The 13225-nt window shown below is 41.1% G+C and carries 16 protein-coding genes and 2 riboswitches; of the genes, 6 read left to right on the top strand and 10 right to left on the bottom strand.

Going from position 1 to position 13225, the window contains the following annotated elements; all coding sequences use genetic code 11:
* Positions 1-535: 535 nt before the first annotated feature.
* Both ADA55_RS20720 and ADA55_RS20715 read left to right on the top strand, forming a co-directional pair.
* Entirely contained in the window at positions 536-1321 is a 786-nt protein-coding gene (locus tag ADA55_RS20720) for a serine hydrolase (protein ID WP_048687307.1), read from the top strand.
* Positions 1322-1451: 130 nt separating this feature from the next.
* Complete coding sequence (locus ADA55_RS20715; RefSeq protein ID WP_048687314.1) at positions 1452-2021, top strand: YdcF family protein; 570 nt, start codon at positions 1452-1454, stop codon at positions 2019-2021.
* 33 nt (positions 2022-2054) lie between these two features.
* On the opposite strand, the gene ADA55_RS20710 is transcribed toward ADA55_RS20715, so the two are convergent.
* Positions 2055-2315, bottom strand: a complete 261-nt coding sequence (locus ADA55_RS20710) for a hypothetical protein (RefSeq protein ID WP_048687304.1) — start codon at positions 2313-2315, stop codon at positions 2055-2057.
* Positions 2316-2604: 289 nt separating this feature from the next.
* Here ADA55_RS20710 and cspC point away from each other — a divergent pair, with 289 nt between their 5' ends.
* Positions 2605-2805, top strand: coding sequence for a cold shock protein CspC (gene cspC, locus ADA55_RS20705; protein WP_034314312.1), 201 nt, complete (start codon positions 2605-2607; stop codon positions 2803-2805).
* A gap of 125 nt (positions 2806-2930) precedes the next feature.
* Here the strand turns inward: cspC and ADA55_RS30120 are convergent, their stop codons facing one another.
* The 3 genes from ADA55_RS30120 to ADA55_RS20695 form a co-directional block, all read right to left on the bottom strand.
* On the bottom strand, positions 2931-3098 hold the full coding sequence (locus ADA55_RS30120) for a hypothetical protein (RefSeq protein ID WP_164468809.1): 168 nt from the start codon (positions 3096-3098) through the stop codon (positions 2931-2933).
* Positions 3099-3331: 233 nt separating this feature from the next.
* Complete coding sequence (locus tag ADA55_RS20700) at positions 3332-4564, bottom strand: aminopeptidase (protein ID WP_048687301.1); 1233 nt, start codon at positions 4562-4564, stop codon at positions 3332-3334.
* Positions 4565-4856: 292 nt separating this feature from the next.
* Entirely contained in the window at positions 4857-6344 is a 1488-nt protein-coding gene (locus ADA55_RS20695) for an aldehyde dehydrogenase family protein (protein WP_048687300.1), read from the bottom strand.
* A gap of 270 nt (positions 6345-6614) precedes the next feature.
* On the opposite strand from ADA55_RS20695, the gene ADA55_RS20690 reads away from it, so the two are divergent.
* A complete protein-coding gene (locus ADA55_RS20690) occupies positions 6615-7820 on the top strand; it encodes an MFS transporter (RefSeq protein WP_034314304.1) in 1206 nt (401 codons plus the stop codon).
* A 38-nt stretch (positions 7821-7858) separates the two neighbouring features.
* Here ADA55_RS20690 and thiE read toward each other — a convergent pair whose 3' ends face one another.
* From thiE to tenA, 5 genes are read right to left on the bottom strand one after another with little or no spacing between them, the layout of a single operon-like run.
* Positions 7859-8491, bottom strand: coding sequence for a thiamine phosphate synthase (gene thiE, locus ADA55_RS20685; protein ID WP_048687298.1), 633 nt, complete (start codon positions 8489-8491; stop codon positions 7859-7861).
* Entirely contained in the window at positions 8472-9287 is an 816-nt protein-coding gene (thiM, locus tag ADA55_RS20680) for a hydroxyethylthiazole kinase (RefSeq protein ID WP_048687296.1), read from the bottom strand. The genes thiE and thiM overlap by 20 nt, the downstream gene beginning before the upstream one ends.
* On the bottom strand, positions 9284-10090 hold the full coding sequence (thiD, locus tag ADA55_RS20675) for a bifunctional hydroxymethylpyrimidine kinase/phosphomethylpyrimidine kinase (RefSeq protein ID WP_048687294.1): 807 nt from the start codon (positions 10088-10090) through the stop codon (positions 9284-9286). Before thiD ends, thiM begins: the two co-directional genes overlap by 4 nt.
* Positions 10059-10580, bottom strand: a complete 522-nt coding sequence (gene thiW / locus ADA55_RS20670; protein WP_048687313.1) for an energy coupling factor transporter S component ThiW — start codon at positions 10578-10580, stop codon at positions 10059-10061. Before thiW ends, thiD begins: the two co-directional genes overlap by 32 nt.
* A 15-nt stretch (positions 10581-10595) precedes the next feature.
* Positions 10596-11285, bottom strand: coding sequence for a thiaminase II (gene tenA / locus ADA55_RS20665; protein ID WP_048687291.1), 690 nt, complete (start codon positions 11283-11285; stop codon positions 10596-10598).
* Between the two features lie 91 nt (positions 11286-11376).
* Positions 11377-11481: riboswitch (TPP riboswitch) on the bottom strand.
* A gap of 157 nt (positions 11482-11638) precedes the next feature.
* A riboswitch (SAM riboswitch) is annotated at positions 11639-11743 on the top strand.
* Positions 11744-11918: 175 nt separating this feature from the next.
* Between tenA and ADA55_RS20660 the strand changes: the two genes are divergently transcribed.
* The gene (locus ADA55_RS20660; protein WP_034314291.1) at positions 11919-12107 is read left to right on the top strand and encodes a Fur-regulated basic protein FbpA; all 189 of its coding nucleotides are present in this window, start codon (positions 11919-11921) and stop codon (positions 12105-12107) included.
* 251 nt (positions 12108-12358) lie between these two features.
* Positions 12359-12553: an aspartyl-phosphate phosphatase Spo0E family protein gene (locus tag ADA55_RS20655; protein ID WP_048687289.1), complete on the top strand. Its 195-nt coding sequence runs from the start codon at positions 12359-12361 to the stop codon at positions 12551-12553.
* Between the two features lie 69 nt (positions 12554-12622).
* On the opposite strand, the gene ADA55_RS20650 is transcribed toward ADA55_RS20655, so the two are convergent.
* Positions 12623-13129, bottom strand: coding sequence for a GNAT family N-acetyltransferase (locus ADA55_RS20650; RefSeq protein ID WP_048687287.1), 507 nt, complete (start codon positions 13127-13129; stop codon positions 12623-12625).
* Positions 13130-13225: the final 96 nt, after the last annotated feature.

Below are 13225 nucleotides of genomic sequence, written 5' to 3'. Positions count from 1 at the left end.
CCACTACAGGCACTCGCTTTCCGCGGGCGGTCCGGGAGCCTCCTCGGCGCTCGTCGCGCCTGCGGGGTCTCCCTTGGACGCGCTTTTCCCGCAGGAGTCTCGTACCCTCCGTTCCAATCTTGTTTAAAAATTCAGATGGGGACCCCCTTTTGTCTACACAATATTAATTAAGATTGCCTACAATTCTTTGAGGGAGTGTAAAATATGAACGTTGATTTCCACTGCAGGCACTCGTTTTCCACGGGCGGTCCGGGAGCCTCCTCGGCGCTCGTGGCGCCTGTGGGGTCTCCCTTGGACGTGCTTTTCCCGCTCGTACCCTCCGTTCCAATCAACTTTGTTTAAAAATTCAGATTTGGACCCCTTTTGTCTACAAACTCGGAGCTTTCGGTATGAAGGCTCTTTTTTTATACAAAAATTTATTCAATTTGGAATTTCTAATAAGATTGTACTGCTTTTAACATGGTAGAATAAGTTAGGGTATAAGGGAGTTTTTTATAGGGGTTTAAATGATATCTAAGGGAGGAACAGGGAATAGATGACCTTACAAACTATAGAACATGATATCTTGGCATTAGTTGAAACATTTAATGGGAGAATCGCATATAAAATTGAAAATGGTCTTGGGGACACGATTGGATATCACGAGAATGAATCCTTTCAATCAGCGAGTTTAATCAAAATACCAATGATCATCGAAGGTTATCGTCAAAGTGAACAAAAGAAAATCTATTTGAACCAACCAGTGACCATCCCGCCTAGTGAAGTGACTGGGGGATCTGGGGTCCTGCATGTCTTATCGAATAAGGTATTTTTGACCGTAGAGGATTTATTGACATTGATGATAACTGTTTCCGACAATACATCCACGAATATGATGATGAACCTGTTGGGCTTTGAAGAAATCAATCAATGCATCAAGGAACTTGGTTTGAAAAATACTGTCCTTGAACGAAAAATGCAGGATTTTAAGGCATTAAAAGAAGGGCGCGACAATACCATATCGGCAGAAGATACGATTACCTGCTTAAAAGCCATACATACAGGCAACTTTTTAACGAAAGAAAGCCGGGAAAAAATATTGCATGTATTTGACAACCAACAATTAAGGGATAAACTTCCATCGCTGATGGGCAGAGGAGTCAAGGTCGCAAGCAAAACGGGCGGAATTCGGGGAGTTGCCCATGATTGTGCAATCATTCGGTCAGAAACACAAACTGTTTATGCTGCTGTTCTTACTGAAGATATGAAATCAGAGGAAGAAAGCCGTCAAGTAATCAGTAAAATTGGGAAATTGATATATGATGATATGGTCGCAGAATAAACTGTCCGATTGAAAAGAGCGGGAAGTCTTTCATGATTTCCCGCTCTTCGATCTTAGTTATATAGGAGTTAGTGGAAATGAAAGTTATATATGAAAAGAATAGAAGCGGGGAAAAATTTTGAAAAGGACGATGAAACTTTTTTGTGTAATAAGTGTCATTGCGGTACTGGGGTATTTTGGATTTTTGCATATGGAAATTCAGGAAAGCATTCGCCAGCAAATTCCGGAGAATGCCGATTACCTCATGATTCTTGGAGCAAGGGTCAAAGGTTCGGTTCCATCATTATCCTTACAATACAGGATTGATAAAGCTGCAGAATATTTATCGGCGAATAAACATACTGTGGTCATTGTATCTGGCGGCAAAGGACCGGGTGAAGATATATCGGAAGCAAAAGCAATGCAACAGGGGCTAATCGCCCAAGGAATTGAAGAAGCACGCATCATGATGGAAGACAAATCTACAACAACTCACGAAAATATTGTTTTCTCAAAAGAACTCATTCCTGATACAGCAACTTCAGGGTTAATCGTTAGCAATGACTTTCATATCTACCGGGCAGTCGAAATAGCAAAAAAAGAAGGCTTGGATATGAAGGGATTGCCGGCAAAGACACCAAAAGTGTCACTGTTGAAATCATATACCCGTGAATATCTGGCAATTACCAAATACTATTTGACCGGGTTGATTGGGAGGTAACTTCGAATTCTCCTAAAAGGTGGGGTGCTTTCATTATTCGACTTCCACGACAACATTAGGAACTTGCCAAAAATCTTTCTCTTGATATAGCTCCTTAAGTGTCTTATAAACGGGATAACCGGTATAGGAAATCTCGACTCGATCATCAGCATCCACTTCTTCTACATCTATATCATCAACAAAACCAAGTTGATCATCAATTTCCATTAAATAATACCCGAGTGCCTCATACCCGCTATAGGCTACAATAACCTTACTGTCAAATCCGCTATTAGAAACTTTGTAATATTTCATTGAGTGACCTCCTTGTTGATAATTCTTTAAGTGAAAATCGTACTGTTTCTTATTACTCTGATATACCCATTAATTACTATCTGAATCATTAAATTGGATAAATAAAGAAAATAAGAAGGCAAAAAGAATGTGGACCATCTTTAAATAATCACTGGAAAATTTGCTATCTGCATCAATTCATGTTAATCTAATATAGAATTGTTTTTGGTTGTGGAAGAGGATACTCGTTATTTTCCAAATGATTAAAAATAGTAATACAATGTGTGTTATGCACTAGGAGGCAACAACAATGGAACAAGGTACAGTTAAATGGTTTAATGCAGAAAAAGGTTTTGGATTTATCGAACGCGAAAACGGAGACGATGTATTCGTACATTTCTCAGCTATCCAAAGCGAAGGCTTCAAATCTTTAGACGAAGGTCAAAAAGTAACTTTCGAAGTTGAGCAAGGTGCACGTGGAGCTCAAGCTGCTAACGTTCAAAAAGCTTAATTTTAAAATTAAATCGTAACCTATATGAACAGACTTCCTCGATGGGAGTCTGTTTTTTATTGTGCTATAAAATGAAAGCAAAAAAAAATCCCACTCTGACTGAGTAGGTTTTTAGTGACTTGTCATTAAGCTTTTTTAAATTCTTCTTCAAAGAAAAAAGTAGTCGGATGTTCTTTAACAGTATAAGAATATCTCTTCATGTTTTTTACATATGCCCATTTATTAATGGTTACTGATTCATTAGTATCCTGAATGGTTACTGTTTCACCAGTATTATACTTATTGCTTTTCAATTTAGCCACCCTCTTTACTAATAGTATAACATATTTGGCAATGAAAGATGTGTTCAAGATATTCCAATGATATAAAGGGGTATGCCATGTCATTCAGTTTGCTGGACAAAAGCTAAAATTCTAATGGTATTATTTTTAAATGTGAATGAAGAAAACAGCCACATGATCCCTGGTTTTACAGAAATCACGTGGCTGAAGGTTTTCAAGTGATGGACGGGCTTAAAGCCGGTTGATTAAAACGCCCAATCCCCATTACGGAAGACAGGTTCTGAAGTGCCGTCCTGTTTGATGCCGTCGATGTTCATTTTATCCGATCCAATCATGAAATCGACATGTGTAAGGCTTTCATTCAGTCCATTTTCTGCAAGTTCTTCTGGACTCATGTTTTTTCCGCCTTCAATACAGAAAGCATAGGAGCTGCCGATAGCGAGATGGTTTGATGCATTTTCATCAAATAATGTATTGAAGAATAAAACATTCGATTGGGAAATCGGTGAGTTGAATGGAACAAGCGCGACTTCACCAAGGTAGTGTGAACCTTCATCCGTTTCAACCAATTGCTTTAGGATTTCTTCCCCTTCTTCTGCTTTTACTTCAATGATCCGTCCTTCCTTAAACGTCACGGAAAAATTATTGATGATGTTTCCGCCGTAACTAAGTGGTTTCGTACTGGAAACCGTACCGTTAACGCCTGTTTTCAATGGAACTGTAAACACTTCTTCGGTTGGCATATTAGCCATGAATTCATGCCCCTGTACGTTAACGCTTCCTGCCCCTACCCAAAGATGTTTGTCGGGTAATTCGATTGTCAGGTCGGTTCCGGGAGCCGTATAATGCAATTTTTGGTAATGCTTATCATTTAAATAATCAACTTTTTCATGCAGGGTATCATCGTGTTTTTTCCAGGCTTCCACAGGATCTTTCACATCAACACGAACTGCTTTGAAAATGGCTTCCCATAGCAGATCAACACGTTTTCCTTCTGCTTCTTCAGGGAATACTTTATCAGCCCAAGCCTTTGAAGGGACGGCAACTATGGACCAGCTCACTTTATCGGATTGCATATACTGACGCCACTTCTTCAGTGCTGTCCCGGATGCTTTTTGGTAGTTGGCAATCCTTTCAGGCTTTACACCTTTTAATAAGTCAGGGCTGGAGGAGATGACGGATAGATAAGCAGCTCCGTTTTCTGCGAGTTCAATCGTTTCTTCTGCGCGCCACTTTGGATATTCGTGGAACACCTCATCCGGAGCCAATTCATATTTGGTACGTGAAACGATATCGTCATTCCAATTAACGATGACATTGCGCGCACCGTTTTCATATGCCTTTTTTACAATGAGACGCACAAGGTCAGCACCCTCTAATGTTGTGTTTACGACCAAGGTTTGACCTTGTTGGATGTTTACGCCGACTTTTACGGCAAGTTCTGCATATTTTTCTAAATTCGTTTGAAACTCACTCATCATTTAAAACTCCTTTTCCATTTTCTACATTTTCAATTGTACTTTTTGTCATATAAAAAAGAAACTTTTTACATCGTTTGTGAAAACTACTCGAATACGAAGGAGTTCATTATAACCGGCAGGCAGCTGCTCCAGCAGCTATTTTGTCTATCTTGCATTTTACCAAAACTAAAGAAGGAAAGACTATTGAAAAGGTTTGAATAGTTGAATAATTTGATGATTTGGTGCAGTGAATCAATGGACTGAAAGAAAGAGGGCCTCTTTGAGACCCTCTTTCTTAATAGTCAGTAAATCATTTACCCAAATTAATCCAGACGCTTTTCACTTCAGAATAGTTGTCCAGTGCATAAGATCCCATTTCACGTCCGATTCCGGATTGTTTGTAGCCGCCGAACGGAGAAGCTGCGTCGAACGCGTTATAACAGTTCACCCATACGGTACCGGCACGGAGTTTTCCTGCAACATAATGGGCATTGGCTATATCGCTTGTCCATAAGCCGGCAGCCAAACCATATTCACTGGCATTTGCACGGTTAATGACATCATCTAAATCCTCGAATGGCATTGCCGCTATGACCGGTCCGAAAATCTCTTCTTTAGCAATCGTCATATCCTCTTCAACACCAGCGAATATAGTAGGAGAAACAAAGTAGCCTTGTTCACCCGGTTTATTTCCGCCGACAAGAACTTCCGCACCCTCGTTTTTCCCTTTTTCAATATAGCCCATTACCCGATTTTGCTGCTCTTCGGAAACAAGCGGCCCAATTTGTGTACTTGGATCTAGGCCTATCCCTTGTTTGATGTTTTTTGCATGGCTGGCCATATCGGCAACAACATTATCATAATGTTTCTTTTGGATATAAACCCTTGAACCGGCACAGCATACCTGGCCTTGGTTAAACATGACCCCATTCAAAGCTCCAGGGATGGCTTTTGAGAAATCCGCATCAGGCAGGATGATGTTTGGCGATTTCCCTCCAAGTTCCAATGTGACCCGTTTCAATGAATATGAAGCGGAACGCATGATTAATTTTCCAACTTCGGTCGAACCGGTAAATGCAATTTTATTTACTTGCGGATGGTCGACAAGCGCTTGTCCAGCGGTTTCACCAAAACCGGGAACGATATTGACGACCCCATCAGGGAAACCGGCTTCAGCCAATAATTCAGCCAGGTAAAGAGCGGAAAGCGGTGTTTGCTCAGCGGGCTTTAATACGACCGTACAACCTGTAGCAAGTGCCGCTCCCAGTTTCCACATCGCCATAAGAAGCGGAAAGTTCCATGGGATGATTTGGCCGACAACACCAACAGCCTCGTGTTTTGTGTAGTTAAAGTAATTTCCGCTTACCGGGATGGTCTGTCCAACAATCTTGGTGGACCAGCCAGCAAAATATCTCATATGTTCAATTGCTAAAGGAATGTCGGCATTGGTAGTTTCACTGATTGGTTTCCCATTATCCAACGTTTCCAATTGAGCAAGTTCAGTTTTATTTTCTTCCATTAAATCGGCTAGTTTATACATCAGTCTACTGCGTGCAGCTGCGCTCATTCTTGACCAAGGACCTTCATCGAATGCTTTGCGTGCAGCTTTGACGGCTAAGTCGATATCTTCTTTATCAGCTTCATAAACATCGGCAAGTTTTTGTCCTGTAGCAGGATTAGGAGTGGAGAAGGTTTTTTTTGAAGCACTTTCTACAAACTGACCATTAATATAGAGCTTTTTTGGTCCTGTTAAAAATTTTTGCAGCTTTCCACTTACTTCTAACGTTAGATTTGTCATTAATTACCCTCCTGAATAAAATGATTATCTTGGGCAAAACATGATGACTTATTGTTAACGCTTTGATTGCCAATTTTTATGATAAATGAAAAAAAGGGAATATTCAATCTATAACATTCGACAGAATATCCAAGATTTCTTCATCAATTAAAAAAATGTAACATTATTTTGTCATGACATGTGTAATTACTATAGCAAAAATGAAAGTTAATAGTTAAAATGAAAAAGGATAAAATAACAAGAAGGTCTAAAGTTCTTCAGGAGGAAAATATGGGAAATAATGCGAAAATGATATCGCAGCGTAAGTTACTTGGTGTTGCGGGTCTTGGATGGATGTTCGATGCACTTGATGTCGGTATGCTTTCTTTCATCATTGTTGCATTAAAACAGGATTGGAACTTAACCAGTGAGCAGGTTGGCTGGATTGGGAGCATAAACTCCATAGGGATGGCTGTTGGCGCCGTATTCTTTGGTGCGATGGCCGACAGGGTCGGACGAAAGAATGTCTTTATCATTACTTTATTGTTGTTTTCGATCGCAAGTGGCCTGTCAGCAGCAGTCAGTACACTCAGCCTGTTCTTGATATTGCGTTTTTTGATTGGAATGGGACTTGGGGGAGAACTTCCGGTTGCCTCGACATTGGTCTCTGAAAGTGTTGAAGCGAGTAAAAGGGGAAGGGTCGTCGTCCTTCTTGAAAGCTTTTGGGCGGTTGGCTGGATTTTGGCAGCACTCATATCCTATTTCATCATACCGGCTTATGGTTGGCGGGTTGCATTATTATTGAGCGCAGTTCCAGCTTTATATGCGTTGTATCTGCGCTTGAAACTGCCGGATTCACCAAAGTATACGGAACTTGAAAAAAAGCAAAGACCATCTGTATTAAGCAATATGAAAAGTGTCTGGAAAAAGGATTACTCCCGTCAGACCCTTGTATTGTGGATTCTATGGTTTTGCGTGGTCTTTTCCTATTATGGGATGTTTTTATGGCTGCCAAGCGTGATGGTCCTAAAAGGCTTCAGCATGATTCAAAGCTTTGAATATGTTTTGATCATGACGCTTGCACAGCTTCCGGGCTATTTTTCAGCTGCATGGCTGATAGAGAAGATGGGACGTAAATTCGTTTTGATCACATACTTAATTGGAACGGCCGTCAGTGCCTTTTTCTTTGGATCGGCAGAGGGGCTGGCACTGCTGATAGTTTCCGGAATGTTCCTCTCTTTCTTCAACCTAGGGGCATGGGGTGCACTTTATGCGTATACACCTGAGCAGTATCCAACATCAGTTCGCGGTACAGGGGCTGGGTTAGCTGCAGGGATCGGGAGGATTGGCGGTGTTCTGGGACCTTTGCTTGTAGGGTATCTAGTTGCCGCAGACACCCCGATTTCATCGATTTTCACCATTTTTACAATTGCTATTTTAGTGGGGGCAGTTGCCGTGGCTTTTGGGAAGGAAACAAAGAATACCGTTTTGACATAAACAAAGGATGGGGACTGCATGCAGTCTCCATCCTTTTGTTATTTAAAGTCTTTTATTATTTTTAAAAGGGATTCGGAGGCAGTCTTCGGATTATTTGCATTCATGATGGCCGATACGACTGCGGTACCTGATAGTCCGCTATCAGAAAGAGCGGAAATGTTATCGGCAGTGATACCCCCGATGGCTACTGCGGGAATGGATACGCCGCGGCAAATCCCCCCCAGATCCTCAAGTGTCATTAGGGTTGCATCTTGTTTGGTCTTGGTGGGGAAAACTGAACCTACTCCGATATAATCGGCTCCATTTCGTTCGGCTTCGAGAGCTTCTTCAAGAGTGGAGACAGATACACCGACAATCATATCTTCAGGAACCATTTTTTTGACGACAGGCAGTGGAAGGTCATCTTGTCCAATATGAATTCCGTCCGCTCCAACCGCAAGTGCTATATCCACCCGGTCATTGATGATAAGGGGAATGGAAAGCTCATTCAATAACTGTTTTAATGCAGATGCTTTTTTATAAAAGGAGAGGGAGGAATTGTTTTTCTCTCTAAGTTGTACGATCGAGACTCCTCCTGAAACCGATTCTGCAATGATTTTGGTCAATTCTTCTATTGCTATGGACTCTTCCGTAACTAAATACAGGCTTAAATCAATTTGCGACTTTTTCACTTAGTTTCACCTCATGCATCCAGATTTCCTTATCCATTCTTGATATGGCATCGATTAATCGCACACGGAAAGTACCTGTTCCTTCATCCTTTTGAAGGGTTGAGGCTGCCAGTTCCCCTGATATGCTCATTGTTGATATACCGGCAATTGCGGCAGAATAGAAATCATCGGTGACTCCGGAAAAAGCTCCGATAAGAGCAGTGGACATGCAACCGGTACCTGTAACATTAGTTAAAAGGAGGTTCCCGTTATCGATGATGGACGTATGTTTTCCATCGCTGACCGCATCCTTAGCTCCGCTGACCACGATGATGCTATTCAATTCATTTGCCGCTTGTGCAGCCAGCTCGGCATTGCTAATCGCAAGTTCCCCCGAATCCACCCCGCGTGTAACGGTATCCCCACCCATCATTGACAGGATTTCACTCGCATTTCCGCGAATGATTTGGAAAGTAACCTTACTTAGGAGCTCTTTGACTTGCTCTGTACGATAGGAGGTGGCACCAACTCCCACCGGGTCCAAAATGACCGGGATGTCCAGGGCATTTGCCGTTTTACCGGCAATCTCCATTGCTTCCAAGGCTTTATCATCGATCGTACCGAAATTCAGGACCAATGCATTTGCTAATTTGACCATATCCGCCACTTCTCTTGGGCTCGATGTCATTACTGGTGAACCTCCGATGGCAAGGGTGGCATTTGCACAGTCATTGACCGTAACAAAGTTTGTGATTTGGTGAACGAGTGGTTTCCTTTCTCTTACCTTCATAAATAAATCGGCTGAAGAAATCTTCATAACAAGTCACTCCGTTCTTTTTTTGAATATGAATGAAAATGATGGACAGGTCCATGACCTTTACCGATTGAAAAGCTATTGCGTATCGCTTCGGAAATATAGGTCTTGGCTTGTTCGATCGAGACTTGCAATGGCAGTCCATTTGCCAGGTTAGATGTAATGGCGGATGATAGGGTGCAGCCTGTACCATGAGTGTTTTTGGTATGAATGCGCTCTCCCTTGATCCAGTGGAAGTCAGTACCATCATAAAAAAGATCATTTGGATTTCCTGCTGCATGGCCGCCTTTAAGTAAAACGGCTTTGGGACCCATTTCTTGTATCGAAATGCATGCCCTGTAGAAATCTTGTTTCGTCCGAATCGCGAAGCCAGTAAGTACTTCCGCTTCTGGTACATTGGGTGTTACAAGAGTTGCAAGCGGAAGCAATTCCATTTTTAAGGCAGAGACGGCCTTTTCGTCGAGCAAATGGTGGCCGCTTTTGGAAATCATGACAGGGTCAAGGATAACGATGGCAGGCATGAAGGTTTTAAGGGATGAAGCGACCGTTTCCACGATTTCTTTTGATCCAAGCATGCCTATTTTTACTGCATCGACAGGAATATCTTCAAAGATAGCTGCAATTTGATCCGATATGATAGCTGTTTCAATGGGCTGTACAGAACGGACTTCCATTGTGTTTTGGGCGGTTACGGCTGTGATGGCAGACATTCCAAATACACCATGTGCAGAAAATGTTTTTAAATCCGCTTGTATTCCAGCACCGCCCCCTGAATCAGAGCCTGCGATCGTTAATGCTGTTTTCATAAAAAAACCCCTTCATATAATTATTTTTTAGCAGTATTTTAAGTAATATGAAAGCTAAAATCGCCCCTGCGAATGAACTGAACATAAAAGCCGGTAAAAAACCAAAAAGAGCAGCTTTTTCTCCCAATAGGAGGGTTGCAAGCGGATAACAGGCCAGGGAACCGAGAATGCCGGTCCCGATCACTTCCCCTAAACAGGCGAATTTTAAGCTTTGTGTTTTTCGATAAAGGATGGCGGCCAAAAGTGCACCAATCATGCTGCCGGGAAAGGCGAAAATTGAACCGGTACCAGACATGTTTCTAATGATGGAAACTAAAAAAGCTTGTGTCACAGCATATGCAGGCCCCAATAGAACCGCCGTCAGGACATTTGCCAGATGTTGAATAGGAAAGATTTTTGCAAATCCTGCAGGGATGAAAATAAATGAACTGGTCAGCGTCGTTAAAGCAATGATCATGGCAGTCAATGTCAGTTTCTTGATAGGATTCATCCTCATGTCAACCACCTACAGAGGCCAATCCTGCTCATTTTGAACCATGTCCCAGAATAAATATTCATATCGGGAAGTAACCAAAAAGTGCTTTTCTAATCTAAGAAGTTCCTTTTCAGGCATGCCTTCCGTCAATTCTTCCAACAAAGTGATCAGCCACTTGTGTGCTTCCCCGAATTCAGGAGATGAATAGGACTTTATCCAATCTGCGTAGCGATTGTTTTCCAGTGCTGCTCCATTTTGTTCTTTTAATAGCCAACCGATTTCATAATAATCCCAAGCGCAGGGCAGGAGACAGGCGACCAAGTCTGCCAAAGTCCCATGCTGAGCTGCATTTAGCATGTAACCTGTATAGGCTAGAGTGGTTGGAGTAGGTTCTGTATTTTCCAATTCCTTGGAGCTGATCCCGAATTCGGAAGCATAATGCCGATGAATATCCATTTCCACTTGAAGGGTTTCATTTAAAATGCTCGCAAATTTTGCCATGGTTTCGATGTTATGGGCTTTGATGACACCTAAAGCAAAGAGCTTGGAATAATCCATGAGATAGACATAGTCCTGCTTCAGGTAATAGGCAAATTTCTTTTCAGGAAGTGTACCGTTTCCAATTGCCTGGACAAAGGGATGTGAATGGTTCCTTTTCCAAATCTCTTTTGCCCGTGCATGCAGTCTATCACTGAATGTTTCTAATTTTGTATTCTCCATTGTTCATCCTCCTATAGAATGGCTCCCTTTGTTGAATAAAAAACCCCGTTCCTGAATACGGAACGGGGTAGATGGATATAGTCTGTAAAATGGACGATATCATCCACTTCCCTCCGCCGGTATGAGCCGGTTCAGGTTCAAAGGGTCCGGAACTAATTCCATCTCAGTCTTAAAAAAGACTCCCCTAGTGGTGTGAATTGTATGTAATTACTGACATCATATCAGAAAGACAAGAAAATGCAACCCGTATTTGAAAGAGGAATCACTTTATGTCCAGGAAAAAAGGGAGAACCAGGTAATTGACTTTTGAAGATTATTAGGATAGAATCATTTCTACATCATTATATATCGAATTCTTATCCAGAGAGGTGGAGGGACTTGGCCCTAAGAAACCTCGGCAGCGGACCCGTTTAGGGAACTGTGCTAAATCCAACAAGCATATGCTTGGAAGATAAGAAGAGCCGTACGGACACTGTCAGCCTCTTCTTAAATTAGAAGGGGCTTTTATTTTTGGGAAATAACGTTTAGTGACATACTAGAAAAGGTATATATAATTTGGTGAAATCAAACAAGTTGATAAAGTTTAGCTAACTAGAAGCAGGCACTAGGACGACTGGGAAAGGAGCCATTTACATGGCAGAATTATTTAAGAGGATTGAACAGAGGAAGGCAAAACTCATTGAAGAGCTATTGGCCAATGGAGTATACAAAACCTCTGATGAAAGGCACCTTTATGATGCCCCATTAAAAGTACTTGAAGATGAATATAAGATTGTTATAAATAGACCTAATAACGAGTCACCTTCTGAATGGATGACATAGTAAACGGAATACAATATTTGGATTTTTGGATAAGGGATATGATGTAAGCATTCGCAGTCTACACTAGTGGATGCTTTTTTTGCGGTTATTAGAAAACGACACAAATTATACATAATTAAATAACAAAATAGGTGTTTTGTTACATTTGGCCTATAAAATAACACATTTAATTTTGAAAAATAGTTGATTTTAACTAGTGGTTTCATTATGATGAAAGTGTAAAAATATTGAATAAATGGGAGGTGACTATGATGCCTAGCCGTAAGGTAACTATAGAAAAAGTAGAAGAGAAGAGACAGGAAATGATAAAGTTGGGAGCGATTTACGGCTTAACAAGTCTGCTGACTGTACAAGCCAGTCAAGAATTGGATACGCTATTGAATGCGTTAGCAAGTAAAAGAGATTCTGAATATTTTTCCCTTCAAGAAGCATATAGGTATTTTTAAATTAGCAATTCGACCTTTATTAATCTGAAAAAGCTACTGCTCAAGGCAATAGCTCTAAAGAAATATATATTAAATATCGACACGTTTACCTAGAATGATCAAATCCCGCTCAATGCCATCCATCTCGGCAACTTGAGGTAAATGTGCCCATTCTTCAAACCCGAATTTGGAAAAAAGCTTAAGGCTTGGTGTATTATGGGCGAAAATGAAACCCAATAAAGTCTTAACACCTAATTTTGGACTCAATTCAATTGCCTTTCGAATCGAAATTTGTCCAATTCCTTTTCCCCGGAAATAATCATCAATATAAATACTGATTTCGGCAGTGGATTTATATGCCGGTCGGCCATAAAAGGATTGAAAGCTCATCCATCCAGCGGTTTTCCCTTCTATAGTAATGATATATAGCGGTCTACTTTCTGAATGATGTTCCTCAAACCATTTAACCCTCGATTGGACGGATACAGGTTCCGTATCTGCCGTGACCATTCTTGAAGCAATTGTCGAATTATATATTTCAACAATTCTGGGTAGATCAGATAGTTCTGCCTCTCTAAACTCTATGTGTTCTTCCATGATTTAAACTCCTAACTATCATTTATTCAATCTCCAGAATGAAGGGTAATCCCGTTTCCATTGAAAGTTTTATATTATCATACACTCTTTATTCTT

The sequence above is a fragment of the Bacillus sp. 220_BSPC genome (assembly GCF_001054655.1).
GTDB classification, from domain to species: Bacteria; Bacillota; Bacilli; order Bacillales; family DSM-1321; genus Peribacillus; species Peribacillus frigoritolerans.
The sequence above is the reverse complement of the archived record's forward strand: the minus strand, read 5'-3'. Positions and strand labels throughout refer to the sequence as shown.

Bases quoted from the DNA above. Each gene is read 5' to 3' on its own strand.
- thiW (WP_048687313.1), bottom strand. From the start codon at position 10,580: ATGAATCCTATCAAGAAACTGACATTGACTGCCATGATCATTGCTTTA.
- cspC (WP_034314312.1), top strand. From the start codon at position 2,605: ATGGAACAAGGTACAGTTAAATGGTTTAATGCAGAAAAAGGTTTTGGA.
- ADA55_RS20710 (WP_048687304.1), bottom strand. From the start codon at position 2,315: ATGAAATATTACAAAGTTTCTAATAGCGGATTTGACAGTAAGGTTATT.
- thiD (WP_048687294.1), bottom strand. From the start codon at position 10,090: ATGAAAACAGCATTAACGATCGCAGGCTCTGATTCAGGGGGCGGTGCT.
- tenA (WP_048687291.1), bottom strand. From the start codon at position 11,285: ATGGAGAATACAAAATTAGAAACATTCAGTGATAGACTGCATGCACGG.
- ADA55_RS20690 (WP_034314304.1), top strand. From the start codon at position 6,615: ATGGGAAATAATGCGAAAATGATATCGCAGCGTAAGTTACTTGGTGTT.
- ADA55_RS20715 (WP_048687314.1), top strand. From the start codon at position 1,452: ATGAAACTTTTTTGTGTAATAAGTGTCATTGCGGTACTGGGGTATTTT.
- ADA55_RS20650 (WP_048687287.1), bottom strand. From the start codon at position 13,129: ATGGAAGAACACATAGAGTTTAGAGAGGCAGAACTATCTGATCTACCC.
- ADA55_RS20655 (WP_048687289.1), top strand. From the start codon at position 12,359: ATGCCTAGCCGTAAGGTAACTATAGAAAAAGTAGAAGAGAAGAGACAG.
- thiM (WP_048687296.1), bottom strand. From the start codon at position 9,287: ATGAAGATTTCTTCAGCCGATTTATTTATGAAGGTAAGAGAAAGGAAA.
- ADA55_RS20700 (WP_048687301.1), bottom strand. From the start codon at position 4,564: ATGAGTGAGTTTCAAACGAATTTAGAAAAATATGCAGAACTTGCCGTA.
- ADA55_RS20660 (WP_034314291.1), top strand. From the start codon at position 11,919: ATGGCAGAATTATTTAAGAGGATTGAACAGAGGAAGGCAAAACTCATT.
- ADA55_RS20695 (WP_048687300.1), bottom strand. From the start codon at position 6,344: ATGACAAATCTAACGTTAGAAGTAAGTGGAAAGCTGCAAAAATTTTTA.
- ADA55_RS20720 (WP_048687307.1), top strand. From the start codon at position 536: ATGACCTTACAAACTATAGAACATGATATCTTGGCATTAGTTGAAACA.